The following is a 15,855-nucleotide window of genomic DNA, read 5'->3' as shown; positions in this document are numbered from 1 at the left end:
AAGCACTAAGATAAGTACAATCATCCAGTTAATTAAGCATACACCCCTAATAACGGCATTATTATCTTTCTTTTGATTCTGGTTTGTAATAATGGGCCTAATCATTAAATTTGCCGCCCAAACGGATAATCGCTGGTTGAGCATGCTGTTATGCTAAATGGTAAAAAAGAATAAAATGAAAGAAAACGATTTTGTTTCTATCTGGTTGGAAGAAACCGGAAATCCTGCAATTGAGAAACTAGAACAACTAAACCTCGAGGTTGCTAATAAAACCATAAAAGTACTTGCAGAAAAGAATTCGACAGAAAACGATCTTGCTTATATATTGGATATTAATCCAGATGAAATCAAAAGATGGTTTATGGGCCGACATATTTTCAGTATTAAAACCATCAATGAAATTAATGCTGCATTGGTTGAAATCCCGGCCAAGAACACTAAACAACAAGCTGAATTTCAATAAATTAAGCAATTATAACTTAAATTACCACCAGAAGCTAATTTAAACCAACACGATCTTCTTTAAGCTTAATATACGACGATACAATGCTCAGCATTATTTCATGATAGCGGTTTGTGGTTCCGCTATCGGCACTCACTGAAACAATGTTTGCATTTTCAGCCTCCGCCCGGCTATAAACAATACTAAAAGTTGTGGTTAATAACCATTCAGGCAAATTTTCGGCACTAAGCACTATCTTACAGTTGACCAAACAAGTACCTTTTTTACTTCCTTCTATGCTCATTGTATAAACCAAGGGCAACTCTATAGTGCCAAAATCGGGTAGATCAACCAATACGTTTATCCTTTTTAACATCTATTTCTTATGCTACATATATTGGCTTTTATCTAATAAATTAAGCCTCTGTTTTTTATTTACCCACTGTAGTTTCGCTAAAGTTAACCGTTTTAATTTTACTAACATTCTTTCCCTCTAAGGCTTTCCCAGCATAGTCTGGCTTATTTGTACCCCATACTACATTGCTGTTAAGTAAGCTGATGTACCCGGTATTTTCAAAATAAAATCCTGCAATTGCACTTTTAACGAGTCCTTCAACATTGCTTGGCCTACGATCATATACTCCACCTGCTTCTTTTGTTGTTTTATCAAGGTAAACACTAACCTGGTCAAAATAGATATCAGAAATTTTATCAGGACTTTCGCCACTGATGTACACACCACTTTCACCAGTACACCGGATATTACTGAAATAAATATTTTTAACCGCTCCAACCCTGCCTTTGGTTTGCCCCTTCGGCAAACGCCAGCCAGCGTCTTTATTGTTGCTGGTTGCTCTTGGATAAGCGGTAATATAAATCGGCTCTGCCTTGCCCCACCATACATCCGAAAAGAGTTTCGACTCGATAAACAGGTTGGAGAAAATCACATTATTTACTGTACCCTCATCACGGTTTTGAATACCAATGCCTCGGTTGCTCTTCCTGATATTACAATTATTGATAAGTACGTTACTGATCCTGTCCATATTTTCAGAACCTATTTTGATGGCGCACGAGCTGGAAGTCATGGTACAGTTACTGATCACAATATTTTCACAGGCACCATATTCTTCAAACTCGCGCCTGTTCTTTAAGCAGATACAATCATCGCCCGATTCGATAAAACAATTGGTAATCCGAACGTTTTTACTGTGGTCTAGATCGATGCCATCACTATTACGGATCTTTATACTGTTTAATAACGTTATATTCGATATCGATACATCATTACAGCCAACCAAATGAACTGTCCAGTACGCTGAATTCTGAAAAGTTACCCCATCTATATTCAATTTATTACAACCGATCAAAGTAAGCAGATGCGGCCGGGGATCTACAATATTAAAGGGTTTTAACACATAGGAGTCGCTAAGCTCCTCCCCCATAAACGAAATCCCGTTTCCATCAATTACACCGCTTCCGCTAATGCTTACCTGTTCAAGTTTTTCTCCACCAATCCAGATGGTACCCTCGCCTTTATTTTCTCTAAAAGCACTTTGGGTATACAGCTTTTCGTCAGGACTTGCCAGTAACTTGGCACCACCTTCCACCCTTAAATCAATGAACGATTTCAAGTTAAACGGGCCAGTTAAAAACACATAACCAGCTGGTATAACTACCTGTCCACCTCCAGCTGCCGAACAGGCATCAATAGTTTTCTGGATAGCCGCTGCATCGTTGGTTTTACCATCGCCAACCGCACCATAGTTTTTAATATTATATAATTTATTTTGGGCCAGTGCACCGAAAGAAATCAACAGCGCAAAAAAGAGTAAAATTTTAACCTTCATTTTTTATAATTCATTAATAATAAGTACAATAAACTGACTTAAGTAAAGATTCACTTACCAAAAAACGGTATAAAGTGCTGCAAGAATACCGCAGATAATAACCGAAGCGATGGTAAATGCCGGAGTAACCTTAAACATGCTACTGTCAATTTCAAGTCCCTGCGGATTATCTTTACTTTTCGGATCGGTTAATGTTACCAGAACCATTAAACCCAGTATAATCACAAATACCCACGACATTCTGTTCAAGAAAGGAATCGGCGCAATAGCACCGCTGGTTATAGTAGGCAGGAATTTAAAAAAAGTTGATAAAGGGATGGTTAATAAAGAAGCGATAAGTGCTGCACGCGAAGTGGTTTTCTTCCAGAAAAAGCCTAGTAAAAAGATAGCAAAAACACCTGGCGAAATAAAGCCAACATATTCCTGGATGAACTGATAAACCTGATCGAAACTACGCAATGCCGGAGCAATAACAATAGCAATTAAAGATGCAATAACCACAGACCAGCGACCAACCGAAACCAATCGTGTTTCTGAAGCTCCGGGCTTGATAAACTTCTTGTAAATATCCAGTGTAAAAATAGTAGCAATGCTATTACATTTTCCAGCAAGTGAAGCTACGATGGCGGCTGTAAGCGCAGCAAAGGCCAGTCCTTTTATCCCTGCAGGCAATAAATTCATGAGTACCGGGTAAGCATGATCGGGTTTAACGGTTCCGGCTGCATCGAGCATTTCGGATTGGAAATAACCACGCTGATAAAGCACATAAGCTGCAATACCAGGAATAACAACAATTACCGGAATAAGTAATTTTAAAAATGCGGCAAATATTAAGCCGTTGCGCCCAGTCTTTAAATCGGCTCCTAATGCCCTTTGAACAATATATTGGTTACAGCCCCAGTAATTTAAATTATTGATCCACAAACCGCCTAGCAGTACGGCAATACCTGGCAATTCGCTATAAAATTTATCTCCTTTCGAAAATATCATATGAAAATGGTCAGATGCTTCACTGCGCAATAAAGGAAGCGAGGCCAAAACACTGGGTGCATCTAACTTCTCAGATACAAGTTTAAGCGCCATATAACAGGTAATCAGTCCGCCTGCCACTAAAACAAAAACCTGTATTACATCGGTATAACCTATTACCTTCATGCCGCCCAGGGTGATAATGGCAGAAAAAATGGCCAGGAAAATAATACATATATTAAAAGGAATGCCTGTAATCGTTTCAATAGCGATGGCACCAAGAAAGAAAATGGAAGTTAAGTTTACAAATACATAAACAAGTAACCAAAAAACAGCCATTAATGTACTTACCGTATTATTGTAACGGTTAGACAGAAACTGTGGCATGGTGTAAATTTTGTTCTTAATGTAAATAGGCAGAAAGAATATAGCTACAATAATTAGCGTGGCGGCAGCCATCCATTCGTAACTGGCTATGGCAAGCCCCATGGCAAACCCCGAACCCGACATACCAATAAAATGTTCGGCAGAAATATTAGAAGCAATGATGGATGCACCAATTGCCCACCAGGTGAGTGAGCCTTCTGCCAGAAAATAATCTTTGGTATCCGTACGTTTTTTTTCTTGCTCCTATAAACCCAATAGCCGTATGCCGAAACAATAATAAAATACATCAAAAAAACAGCATAATCGAATGCAGACAAGTGGTTCATAAGGTTTTTTTTACATCTGGTTTTTTCTAAAAATCAGAAAAAATCCCAATGTTGAGGGTTTAATTCGATTATTTAATTACGTAAACGTTTTCGCCCATCGGGCAACAATAATATAGATTTATCCGCTTAACCGCCTGTAGATTCGCGCTTGGTCAGCACCGATTTCAATATGATATTCTGTTCGTCATCCAGTTGTTTGTTGTTAAGGATTTTGAAGAGACATTTTGCTGCTTCACGCCCAATTTCGAAAGCAGGTTGCGAAATTGTAGTAAGCGAAGGATTTAAAAGCTCAGCGGTACTCAGGTTAGAAAAACTGAGTACTTTAACATCATTTGGAATCTGTAAACTCAAATCCCTGCAGGCGCGGTAAGCAGGAATAATAAATTCTTCAATAGAAGAAAAAAGTGCATCTGGTTTATGCTTCCCAAGCAATTCCTTTATCTGCTGCAGGTTAAATTCTTCACCGTCATGATATTTAACAACAAGTTGCTCCATAAAAGTTATTCCATGTGTCTTCAGTGCATCCAGATAACCTGCAAACCTTGCCTTGCCCGCCGGAAGATTTTCGAGTCCAAATAAATAGGCAATTTTGGTACAGCCACATTCAATTAAATGTTCTGTAGCCTGAAAAGCAATTTCATAATCATCAGTAGTTACCCTAACTGCATCCAGGTTTTCATATACCCGGTCGAAAAATACCAAAGGGATTTTCTTAACCAGATTGGCATAATATTCACTGTTATATTCGCTGCTTGATACTGAAGTAAGAATGCCATCTACCCGCCCGTTTAACAAACTGTTGGTAAAGGCTTTTTCTGCTTCTATATTTTCATGGGTTTGATAAATAAGTACATGGTAACCATACTGTCTGGCTATTTCTTCAATTCCCATTATGGATAGGGAGAAAAAATTATTTGCTACGCAGGGTATAACTACGGCAATAGTTTTGGTTTTGTTGCTCCGGAGGTTACTGGCGGCCGGATTTGGCGTGTAATTCAGTTCCTTAGCCAAGGTCCACACCCTATTTTTAGTTTTTAAACTGATTTCATAGCTGTCGTTAAGAGCTTTAGAAACGGTTGCTATTGAAATATTCAACTCTTGAGCCAACCGCTTAATATTAACTGCTTCTGCCATGTCTTTAAAATTTGTTTGTTAGTTTTTTGAGGTTTACCTGGCCTTTACCGCGAGAATTCGATATACCAAAGCCTTCCTCTTTTTTACCAGCATCTTAATCAAAAACAGCAGCTTTTTGGCTATACGGATATAACCATTGAAGTTGATGTTCAAAACATTTAGCTGATTAAGCAAGCCGATATCTTTTCCTATTTGAATAAATATCAGGCCGCAAACGAAAATATGAAATAATCGTAATATCAACGTTTATTTTTTTTCTTTTGCGTATTTCTCTCGCCAACACCTTAGGCAGAAAAGGGCCATCTGCGAGATCAAAAACCTATATCAACTATTTAAATTTAAACATTTTAATTCATATTCCGCAATTCTAGACAAGGATTTACGTAATCGTTTAAGTAAATAAAGTTGGCAAAACATAAAATTTTAAGCTTTCAAAAACTCAACTTTAACCTAGTTAACCAACTAAAATTTTTAAACTAATCAATTTCTAGCCTTATGAGAAACCAAAGCGCATCTGCAAAGGATAACCAAAATCCGTTGCAAAACCTTGATCAGTGGGAAGAGGATATTTTGATCCGTTATCCAGATCCAAAAAACATCAATGCTGACAAAAAAGAAGAGCAGTTCAGAAATTATGATGAAACAGAAAAGGATAGTGTAAAAGAATTTTACAGGCTAAACCATACTTATCAAACATACGATTTCGTAAAACAGAAAAAAGCAGATTATTTAAAGTTCGACAAACAAGAGATGCCAATTTGGAGTGCTTTTGATTTTTTGAACAAGTTGGTGGATGATTCTGATCCTGATACCGATCTAGACCAGATGCAGCACCTGCTGCAAACATCAGAAGCCATCAGAAATGATGGACACCCGGATTGGATGGTATTGGTAGGCTTGATTCACGATATGGGTAAAGTACTTTGTTTGTTCGGCGAGCCACAGTGGGCTGTAGTGGGCGATACTTTCCCTGTAGGTTGTGCCTATTCAGACAAAATTGTTTATCCGGAATTTTTCAGTCAGAATCCCGATTACAACAATGAAATTTATCAAACCAAATTGGGTGTTTATACTCAAAATTGCGGGTTGGATAATGTAGATATGTCTTGGGGCCATGATGAATATGTGTACCATATGATGAAGCCCTACATCCCTGAGCCAGGTTTATACATGCTCCGTTACCATTCCTTTTACTCACAGCACAGGGAAAATGCCTACGATCACCTGATGAATGAAAAGGATCATGAAATGTTTAAATGGGTTAACCTGTTTAACCCATACGACCTGTATTCTAAAAATCCAAATCAAAAAAGCTGGGCAGAGCTTGAGCCCTATTACAAGGCACTTGTGGCCAAATATCTACCAGCGACTATTAAATTTTAACATTCTATCTCAAAACAATAACTAAACAAAACAACCAATTTATGAACCTAAATCTACAAAATTATGAGATTTAAATGTACGAGCTTAAAGTATGCCGGCATCTTTTTGCTACTTTTACTGATCAGCCAGTCGTTCAACACTGCTTTTGCGCAAACTGAACGAAAAATTACCGGAAATTTAATAGACGAAACTAAACTGCCTATTGTAGGTGCTTCAGTTACCGTTAAAGGAACCACTAAAGTTACCTCAACTGGTGCTGGCGGATCCTTTACCATTTCTGCAAAAACAGGAGATAAAATCCTCTTCAGTTTTTTGGGCTATCAAACAAAAGAACTTACCGTAACCAATGCATCTACCTACCAGGTAATCATTAGCGAGGCCAGTTCATCGCTTACTGATGTAGTAGTTGTTGGTTACGGAAAAAGCTCAAGAAAAGCATTAACCAGCTCTATCTCTACTGTTAAAGGCGATGATTTGAATAAAGGTGCCATTAGCGATGTTGGCCAGATGTTACAAGGTAAAGTTCCAGGTTTAAACATTACCAGAAGTGGCGACCCGAACCGTAACGCAGCAATCATTATGCGTGGTGCATCTACCCTGCGTGACGGTGCACAATCGCCCTTATTTGTAATTGATGGTGTAGTTGGTGCCGACATTTCGATTTGGCACCGGATGATATCGCCACGATCGACGTATTAAAAGATGCTGCCGCTGCGGCTATTTATGGTAACAGGGCTGCCAATGGTGTAATCATGGTAACCACTAAAAAAGGTACAACAGGTGCAGCACAAATTGCTTATAATGGTTACTTTGGCATAGAAAACGTATCTAACCGGTACGACATGATGGACGCCGATCAATTAAAGGCATTCCTGGCAAAAAATAATTCTGCCCTCACCCCTGCAAATGATAAGGGAGCAAATACCAACTGGCAGGATGAGGTACAACGCAGTGATGCTTTATCGTACAACCACAATGTATCTTTGAGCGGTGGTACCGAGAAAACCACTTACAACGCCAGTTTAAATTATTTTAAACAAAATGGTATTATTAAAACCAGCGATTTAAACAGGTTTATTGGCCGCATTGGCATTGAACAAAAGGCTTTAAACGACAAGTTGAAGATTGGATTGAATATTAGCAACTCGGTAACTAACGCCAACCTGGTTCCTTACCGTAATACGGTACTGGCACAGATGCTTACTTACCTGCCAACATCTCCGGTAAAGAATCCGGATGGATCTTATTTTGATAACTTAATCCAAACCAGCTACTATAACCCGGTTTCTATGCTCGAAAACGGTACAGAGAACCTGAAGAATAAAAACATCCTAGGAAATTTAACCGTTAACTTAAAATTACCGTTCGGCTTCTCTTACGATGTTTCTGCATCTTACCAAAATAGCCAAAACGTTTATGGTGCATTTTATAACAGCATTTATACTTCCAGGTATAACAATGTTCGTAATACGCCAGAGCCACCTGCAACTCCAAGCTTTGTAAACCTGGTGGGTAAAGATGGTGTAGCGGTAAGAAATGCTTATCAAAACACCAATAAAATTATAGAAACGTACTTAACCTGGAATAAAAAATTTGGCGACCATGATATCAATGCCGTAGTGGGTTACTCTTATCAGCAATCGCTAAATAACGATGGTTTTCAGGCTACTTCTACAAATTTCCCGATCAACCAGGTTAGTTATAACAATTTAAGTTTAGGAAACCCATACGCGGTGCCTGATTTTAGAGTTGATTTTAATCCAAACGTAACTTACCAGGAAATTTTAATGATTTCTGATTTTGCAAGGGTTAATTACAATTATAAAAACAAATACCTCATTCAGGGATCGATCAGAAAAGATGGGTCGAATGTATTCGGTGCCAACGAAAAATGGGGCTATTTCCCATCTGTAGGTGCAGCATGGAACATTGATCAGGAGGGTTTCTTTAAAAACACTGGCGTTCTTAAAACCCTTAAATTAAGGGGTAGTTACGGTATTGCAGGTAACTCGCTTGGATTTGCACCACTTACCACTAAACTTATTTACGGACAGGTAGGACAGTTTTATTATAACGGTTCGCCAAGAGAAGGTGCTTATGGCGCCATCCAAAACGAAAACCCTGATTTGAGATGGGAGAAAACAGCCACGACCAATATTGGTTTAGATTTCGGACTATTTAATGGCAGATTAAACGGATCGGTAGACGTATATGATAAAAAAACAACTGATTTGATTTTGACATTTGGCGTTGATAATAACTTATTCCAGCAGGTTCTTATACAGCAAATGTTGGTAGTTTGAGCAACAAAGGTATTGAGGTGGTTCTAAATGGTACGCCAGTAAGCACCGACAACTTTAGCTGGACTACCGGATTTAACTTAGCGCATAATAAAAATAAAATTATTACCCTATCGGATGATCCAAGATTTAACATTGAAGACCGATTGACTGTTTCTCCTGATGGTGCCGGACAAAGTGGTTTAACACTGCAGACCCTTAAACCAGGGCAACCAATCGGAACATTTTTCACATTTAAATATGCAGGTAAAGATGCAAATGGTGTTTCACAGTATTATGATGCTAACGGTAACCTCACAAAGACCCCGCTCACCAAAACCGATTATTATATTCTTGGAAATGCACAACCGAAAGCGTTATTAGGTTGGTCAAACAACATCAGGTATAAGAATTTTGATTTAAGCGTATTCATGAGAGCGGCATTAGGCGTTAAAATTATGAACGTTACACGCGCTGATTTATTCCGCCCCAGCACTGCCCAGTTCACCAATATCCCTGTTGAGGTTGAAAATGAATCAGTATCTGATTTCAACTCCTATAAATATTCGAGCAGATTCTTAGAGAATGGCAGTTACCTGCGTTTAGATAATGCTACACTTGGATATACTTTCAAAAAAGGCCTTATTCCTGGTGTAAATTCTATTCGATTGTACACCACAGCGAATAACCTGTTCGTAATTACCGGTTATAAAGGAATAGACCCAGAGATCAATCAGGGTGGTACTGCACCAGGGGTAGATACCAATAACTTTTATCCTAAAACCAGAACATTTTTATTCGGGTTAAACGTATCATTTAACTAAAACTTAAGAAGATGAAAAATCTTATCAAATACATTGCAGGAACTGCGTTATCGCTAGGCGTATTAACTTCCTGCCATAAACTGGATTTAAAAGTGGAAACACAGCTAACTCCTGAAACATTTCCGCAAACAGACCAACACTTTATACAGCTAACCGGTCAGGTATATGTACAGCTTCGTCAAAACTGGAGTACCGATTATTTCTTTATGCAGTCGTTAAGTACCGACGAATCCATTATGCCAGCCAGAGGCGGAAACTGGTACGACGGTGGCGTATTCGAAATGCACCACAAACACTCGTGGACTAAAGACAATGGGCATATTAATAGCGGTTGGGATGGCTTTCAGCAACCATCAGTAAGGCAAACCAAAGCTTGTTTTTATTGAAAGACGCTGCTGAATCTCCAGGAAAAACAGCAGCAGTAGCTGAAGTGAGGGCGACAAGAGCCTTAGCATTTTTCATGATGATGGATTTATGGGGTAATATCCCAATTGTAACCACTTTCGGACAAACAACCCCACCCGAAACCAAATCACGCCAGGAAGTTTTCAATTTTATTGAAGCGGAACTTAAAGAAGTATTGCCCAATTTAAGCAGTGCTGTAGGAACAGCTACTTATGGCCGCCCAAATAAATATACAGCCTATGCTATATTAGCCAAGATGTACTTAAATGCAGAAGTATATACCGGGACTCAACGGTATAACGATGCTGTGGCCATGTGTGATGCCATTATTGGTGCCTCAGGAGCTCCTTACAGCTTGGAAAGCGATTATAGAAAAATGTTCTTCATTGATAATGGTCCTCAGATAAAGGAATTTATCTTTGCTATCCCTTTCGATCCTGGATTTAGTAACGGATATATGATCTATTCGAGGTATTCGTTACCAAGATCGCTACAGGCAAAATACAGCTTAAAATTTACACCAAGTGCCCCGATGAGTACTTTACCAGAATTTTATGCAAATTTCAACGATCCTAACGATAAAAGAAATGCACAATGGATTAAGGGACCACAATTTTTGAATGACGGCAGACCAGTAACAGTAGCTACCACTAAAAAAGGATACGATCAATTTTATGCCGGTTCTGATGGTTCAGCTGCACTTACTTACCAGGTAGATATTACGCCGAATGTTACCCTCAGGATGCATCCAGACCTTTTGATGCCGGAAATGATGAAATAGCCTGGAATATGGGTTACAGAAACAATAAATTTTATTGCGATAGTACCTCATCGAGCAGAAACCAAAATAACGATGTACCTGTTTTTAGGTATTCTGATATTTTATTAATGAAAGCCGAAGCCATATTAAGAGGTGCAACACCTACGCAAGGTCAAACGGCTTTATCATTGGTAAACCAGTTACGTGCTGTTCGTACAACTTCACCTGCATGGACATCAGTTACCTTAGACGATTTATATAAAGAACGCTGCAGAGAAATGGCCTGGGAGTGCTGGCACCGTAACGATATGATCCGTTTCGGTAAGTATGAAGGAACATGGGGCTTTAAAACAGATGCACAGACCTTCCATAGGTTAATGCCAATACCGGCATCAGCCATTATATTAAATCCTAAATTGAAACAAAATCCCGGATACAATTAATATATATTTTTCTTAGAAGAGGTTGTATCATAACACAATTTTCTCTAAAAGTTTGTCACGTTGAGCTTGTCAAAACGCTTTATAAGCTGTTGAGACAGGACCTTCGACAGACTCAGGATGACAATTCAACATTTACGATACATCCTCTTCTTCGCATTGGTGCCTAACTCATTTACACATTTCAATCCCCCTTTATGATTAAACAATTACTTTTATCTATTCTGTTGCTTCCTTCCGTATTACATGCACAAACTTTAATAAAAAACTCACCCCAGGCCTCTTCAGCAACAAAAAACCTGATTAAAGAAAGTAATGCTTTAAATTTCATCGCCATGGGCGATTGGGGCCGTAATGGTGCTGATCATCAAAAGCAGGTAGCCAAGCAGATGGGTATTACAGCATCCGATGTTAAGGCTAATTTTATTATTTCTACCGGCGATAACTTTTATCCGAGTGGCGTAATCAGCGCGCAAGATCCCTCTTTTAAATATTCTTTCGAAGATATATATACCGACTTTTCTTTGCAATGGGACTGGTACCCTGTACTGGGTAACCACGATTATAAATCAAACCCCGATGCACAGGTTGATTACTCAAAAATCAGCCGCAGGTGGAAAATGCCTGCCCGATATTATGCAAAAAAATTCCCCATCAATGGCGACCTCAATTACCAGGTGTTAATTGCTTTTATTGACACCAATCCACTTATTCCCGAATTTTATAGTAATGCCGAATATGGTCCAAATGTTAAAGGACAAGATACCACAGCGCAGAAACGCTGGCTGATTAAAACACTGGCAGATACCGACCCTGCAATTAAATGGAAAATTGTGGTAGGCCACCACCCTATTTATACTGGCGGCAGCCGAACCGAGGCATATGATACCAAAGCAGTACGCAATTCATTAAAATCAACTTTTGAAAAATACGGCGTAGATGTGTATCTTACCGGGCACGAACACAGTATGCAGTACATTAAACCTGCCGGAAAAACACATTATTTTATTTCTGGTTCAGCTTCTGAAAAAACACCTGTAAAACTTATCACCGATGCCGAAATGGTGGCATCAGAATATGGTTTTATGTTATTTTCTGTTAACAACAACCAGTTACGCGTACAAGCCATTAACGATCAGGGTGAGATTATTTATAACACCCTAATTAAAAAATAATCCAAAAATAAGCGTCGTCAGCACCATGGATCAACCAAGCAGCACAGTTACTTCAACAGCCCAACCAGCAGCTAAACCTAAACGGCTGCTTTCACTCGATGCCTTACGTGGCTTTGACATGTTTTGGATTGTGAGCGGCGAAGGTATTTTTCATGGTTTGGCCAATGGCATTAAAGAAGACCATACATTGGTGCAAAACCCATACGACTGGACCATTGCAACCAATCCGGGCCTTTCCTTATTTGAAAGGATATTGATAGGCATCAGTAACCAGCTACACCACTCGCCCTGGAATGGCTTTACCTTTTACGATCTTATTTTCCCACTTTTTATATTTATTTCAGGGTATCTATGCCTTTTTCTTATCAGAAGTATTTTACGGATAAAGAGACCGGAAATGCTTCAACAGGTAAGATTTATTATGCGCTGATTAAAAGAACCCTGATTTTAATTTTACTGGGTATGGTCGTAAACGGCCTGCTGCAATGGAAAGGTTATGAGCATATCCGTTTTGCTAGTGTACTGGGCCGTATTGGTTTGGCAACCTTTTTTGCGGCTTTAATTTACCTCAATACCCCACTTAAAAAACAGATAATCTGGTTTGTATCTATCCTGGTTGGCTATTACCTCCTAATGCGTTTTGTACCTGTTCCAGGTTTTGGCAGTGGCGTATTCACGCCCGAGGGCAACCTTTCTGCCTATATAGACCGTTTATTACTTCCCGGCAAACTTCACCGTACAGTTTACGATCCGGAAGGCCTACTGAGCACTATACCAGCCACCTGCTCGGCCATGCTGGGTATATTTACCGGTTCATTTATAAAGAATAAAACAGTGTGCCCCAACCCCAATAAAAAAGTATTGTATTTAATTATTGCAGGCATTACACTACTGTTAACTGCACTAGTTGGCAGCTTCCTTTTTCCCATCAACAAAACCATGTGGACCAGCACCTTCGTACTCTTTGCGGGCGGCTGGAGCATGATACTTTTTTCACTTTTCTATTATTTTATCGATGTGTGCAGTTATCAAAAATGGTGCATGCCCATGGTATGGATAGGTACCAATTCGATCTTAATTTACATTTTTGCTCACGGCCTGTTTAATTTCGAATCTACTTCCAACTTCCTCTTCGGCGGAATCATTAATACCATCCCTACCGCATGGCAACAGGCAGGCGTATGGACTGGTGTACTTCTAATACAATTGTTTGGCTTAAAGTTCCTCTTGATAAAAAGTGGTTCCTAAAAATTTAATATGAAAATAAAAATATTATTTGTAGCACTGCTCGTACTATCGTTCAATAACCTGTGGTCTCAGGCATACCTATCCGCTTCTGATCAACTTATTGCACGGATTTTACCAAAACAACACCAGGCATTCGTTACCAAAAGTATTGCCGAAGTAAACGGTAAGGATGTATTTGAAATTGAAAGTAAACACAATAAGATCATCCTGAGTGGCAGCAGCGGTGTTGCCCTGGCTTCGGCTTTTTATTATTATTTAACCGAATACGCGCACTGCCAGATTACCTGGAATGGCACCAATTTAAACCTACCTGCTACCCTACCTCCTATAAAAACGAAAATAAGAAAGGAAACACCTTACGATTACCGCTACTATTTAAACTATTGTACGTTTAATTATAGTATGAGCTGGTGGGATTGGTCGCGTTGGGAAAAAGAGATAGACTGGATGGCCTTACATGGAATCAACATGCCCCTTGCCATTACAGGCGAAGAATATACCTGGTACCTTTTATATAAAGAAATGGGTTTTTCAGATGAAGAACTTAAAGGTTTTTTTACCGGACCTGCTTATTTCTCGTGGTTTTGGATGGGTAATATTGATGGTTGGGGTGGTCCGCTTCCGGTAAGTTGGATGAAAAGCCACTTTGAACTGCAAAAGAAAATTTTGGCCCGGCAAAGATCGCTGGGGATGAAACCAGTACTGCCCGCCTTTACCGGACATGTGCCAGCAGCGTTCAAAAATAAATTCCCGAATGCTAAATTAAAAGCAACCAACTGGACCAATGGTTTTGCCGACACCTATATCCTTGATTCTGAAGATCCGATGTTTGCACAGATCGGGAAGAAATTTCTGCAGAAACAAACCGAATTATTAGGCACCGATCACCTTTACTCGGCCGATACCTTTAACGAGAATGAGCCACCCTCTGCCGATCCCGATTTTTTAGGCAAACTGAGTGCAAGGGTTTACGATGGCATGGCACAGGCTGATCCGAAGGCCGTATGGGTGATGCAGGGATGGCTGTTTTACAGCGATCGAAAATTTTGGAAAGAGCCACAAACAGAGGCCTTATTAAAGGCGGTGCCAAACGATAAGATGATTTTACTGGACCTGGCAACTGAAATTGAACCGGTTTGGAAACGCACACAAGGTTTTTACGGCAAGCCCTGGATTTGGAATATGCTACACAACTTTGGTGGCAACACCAACCTGTTTGGCCGGATGGATGTGGTGGCAACTGCGCCAGCCGAAGCCCTTAATAATCCACAAAGTGGCAAAATGAAAGGCATAGGTCTCAGCATGGAAGGTATAGAACAAAATCCGGTACTTTATGAGCTGATGATGGACAATGTCTGGCAAGCTAAACCTATAGATCTGAAAACCTGGTTACCTAAATTCGTACGCAACCGCTACGGAAAAAGTAATGTAAATGCTTTAAAAGGCTGGGAAATATTACGAAAAACCGTTTACAACGTACCGGCTGATAAATATATCAGAGATGGTGCCGAATCGATTATTCAGGCACGCCCTACCTTCGATTCGTTAACCCGCTGGGCAAAAACCACCTTAAATTACCGGGAAAAGGATTTGCTCTTCGGCTGGGATGAATTTGTAAAAGCTGCAGCACTTTGCAAAACCAGTGATGGCTTTCAATACGATCTGGTTGATATTACCCGGCAGGTAATGGCCAATTACGCCCTGCCTATACAAAAAAACATTGTTGCGGCTTATCGCAAAAAAGATCTGGTTACATTTAAAAAAGAAAGCAGCAAATTTATACAGTTGATTGATGATATGGACAGGCTTTTGTCCAGCAGAAAAGATTTTATGCTTGGGCCATGGGTAAGTGATGCCAGGCGATGGGGAGAAACCCCAGCTGAAAAAGCACTTTACGAAATGAATGCAAAAGACCTGATTACCCTTTGGGGTGACGCCAAAAGCCCATTGAACGAGTATGCCTGCAGGCAGTGGAGTGGCTTGCTTACTGATTTTTATAAACCAAGGTGGCAACTTTTCTTTACCCGCGCCGAACAATCTTTAAAACAGCATAGCGATTTTAATAGCAGCCAGTTTAATGAAGACGTAAGCAACTGGGAATGGAAATGGGTAAACCAGCGAAAAGACTATCCAACCAAGGCTATTGGGAATCCGGTAAATTTAGCATTGGAAATGTATCAGAAATACCGCAAAACCATGGGGATAATACACCAGTAATTTCTCTATGGCAAAA

The 15,855-nt window shown here is 39.6% G+C and carries 15 protein-coding genes and 1 pseudogene; 12 read left to right on the top strand and 4 right to left on the bottom strand.

Translation table 11 applies throughout. The annotated features are described in order from the left end of the window. Nucleotides 1-175: 175 nt before the first annotated feature. Nucleotides 176-463, top strand: coding sequence for a hypothetical protein (locus H9N25_RS06930; protein ID WP_190328389.1), 288 nt, complete (start codon nucleotides 176-178; stop codon nucleotides 461-463). Nucleotides 464-497: 34 nt separating this feature from the next. Here H9N25_RS06930 and H9N25_RS06925 read toward each other — a convergent pair whose 3' ends face one another. The 4 genes and pseudogenes from H9N25_RS06925 to H9N25_RS06910 all read right to left on the bottom strand — a co-directional run bounded on the left by H9N25_RS06925 (nucleotide 498) and on the right by H9N25_RS06910 (nucleotide 5,108). Then, complete coding sequence (locus H9N25_RS06925) at nucleotides 498-818, bottom strand: hypothetical protein (protein ID WP_190328388.1); 321 nt, start codon at nucleotides 816-818, stop codon at nucleotides 498-500. 55 nt (nucleotides 819-873) lie between these two features. After that, the gene (locus H9N25_RS06920) at nucleotides 874-2,292 is read right to left on the bottom strand and encodes a glycoside hydrolase family 28 protein (RefSeq protein ID WP_190328387.1); all 1,419 of its coding nucleotides are present in this window, start codon (nucleotides 2,290-2,292) and stop codon (nucleotides 874-876) included. A gap of 54 nt (nucleotides 2,293-2,346) precedes the next feature. After that, nucleotides 2,347-3,974, bottom strand: a pseudogene (locus H9N25_RS06915) (sodium/sugar symporter). 126 nt (nucleotides 3,975-4,100) lie between these two features. Further along, a complete protein-coding gene (locus H9N25_RS06910) occupies nucleotides 4,101-5,108 on the bottom strand; it encodes a LacI family DNA-binding transcriptional regulator (protein WP_167293994.1) in 1,008 nt (335 codons plus the stop codon). A gap of 495 nt (nucleotides 5,109-5,603) precedes the next feature. Between H9N25_RS06910 and H9N25_RS06905 the strand changes: the two genes are divergently transcribed. The 11 genes from H9N25_RS06905 (at nucleotide 5,604) to H9N25_RS06880 (ending at nucleotide 15,839) form a co-directional block, all read left to right on the top strand. Further along, on the top strand, nucleotides 5,604-6,491 hold the full coding sequence (locus H9N25_RS06905) for an inositol oxygenase family protein (RefSeq protein WP_190328386.1): 888 nt from the start codon (nucleotides 5,604-5,606) through the stop codon (nucleotides 6,489-6,491). Nucleotides 6,492-6,554: 63 nt separating this feature from the next. Further along, nucleotides 6,555-7,190, top strand: a complete 636-nt coding sequence (locus tag H9N25_RS24460) for a carboxypeptidase-like regulatory domain-containing protein (protein ID WP_223833642.1) — start codon at nucleotides 6,555-6,557, stop codon at nucleotides 7,188-7,190. Beyond that, a complete protein-coding gene (locus H9N25_RS24455; protein ID WP_223833641.1) occupies nucleotides 7,154-8,794 on the top strand; it encodes a SusC/RagA family TonB-linked outer membrane protein in 1,641 nt (546 codons plus the stop codon). The genes H9N25_RS24460 and H9N25_RS24455 overlap by 37 nt, the downstream gene beginning before the upstream one ends. Beyond that, nucleotides 8,791-9,594, top strand: a complete 804-nt coding sequence (locus tag H9N25_RS24450) for a SusC/RagA family TonB-linked outer membrane protein (RefSeq protein WP_223833640.1) — start codon at nucleotides 8,791-8,793, stop codon at nucleotides 9,592-9,594. Before H9N25_RS24455 ends, H9N25_RS24450 begins: the two co-directional genes overlap by 4 nt. Before the next feature lie 11 nt (nucleotides 9,595-9,605). Beyond that, on the top strand, nucleotides 9,606-9,980 hold the full coding sequence (locus tag H9N25_RS24445) for a hypothetical protein (RefSeq protein ID WP_223833639.1): 375 nt from the start codon (nucleotides 9,606-9,608) through the stop codon (nucleotides 9,978-9,980). Then, on the top strand, nucleotides 9,977-10,780 hold the full coding sequence (locus H9N25_RS24440; RefSeq protein ID WP_255524600.1) for a RagB/SusD family nutrient uptake outer membrane protein: 804 nt from the start codon (nucleotides 9,977-9,979) through the stop codon (nucleotides 10,778-10,780). Before H9N25_RS24445 ends, H9N25_RS24440 begins: the two co-directional genes overlap by 4 nt. A gap of 8 nt (nucleotides 10,781-10,788) precedes the next feature. Then, the gene (locus H9N25_RS24435; RefSeq protein ID WP_255524599.1) at nucleotides 10,789-11,202 is read left to right on the top strand and encodes a RagB/SusD family nutrient uptake outer membrane protein; all 414 of its coding nucleotides are present in this window, start codon (nucleotides 10,789-10,791) and stop codon (nucleotides 11,200-11,202) included. Nucleotides 11,203-11,396: 194 nt separating this feature from the next. Continuing rightward, the gene (locus H9N25_RS06890) at nucleotides 11,397-12,374 is read left to right on the top strand and encodes a metallophosphoesterase (protein ID WP_190328385.1); all 978 of its coding nucleotides are present in this window, start codon (nucleotides 11,397-11,399) and stop codon (nucleotides 12,372-12,374) included. 25 nt (nucleotides 12,375-12,399) lie between these two features. Further along, nucleotides 12,400-12,804, top strand: coding sequence for a hypothetical protein (locus H9N25_RS24430; protein ID WP_223833637.1), 405 nt, complete (start codon nucleotides 12,400-12,402; stop codon nucleotides 12,802-12,804). Next, on the top strand, nucleotides 12,726-13,622 hold the full coding sequence (locus tag H9N25_RS06885; RefSeq protein ID WP_223833636.1) for an acyltransferase family protein: 897 nt from the start codon (nucleotides 12,726-12,728) through the stop codon (nucleotides 13,620-13,622). Before H9N25_RS24430 ends, H9N25_RS06885 begins: the two co-directional genes overlap by 79 nt. Nucleotides 13,623-13,631: 9 nt before the next feature. Beyond that, the gene (locus tag H9N25_RS06880) at nucleotides 13,632-15,839 is read left to right on the top strand and encodes an alpha-N-acetylglucosaminidase (RefSeq protein ID WP_190328384.1); all 2,208 of its coding nucleotides are present in this window, start codon (nucleotides 13,632-13,634) and stop codon (nucleotides 15,837-15,839) included. The last annotated feature ends 16 nt before the right edge of the window (nucleotides 15,840-15,855 follow it).

It is taken from the genome of Pedobacter riviphilus, assembly GCF_014692875.1.
Taxonomy (GTDB): domain Bacteria; phylum Bacteroidota; class Bacteroidia; order Sphingobacteriales; family Sphingobacteriaceae; genus Pedobacter; species Pedobacter riviphilus.
The sequence above is the reverse complement of the archived record's forward strand: the minus strand, read 5'-3'. Positions and strand labels throughout refer to the sequence as shown.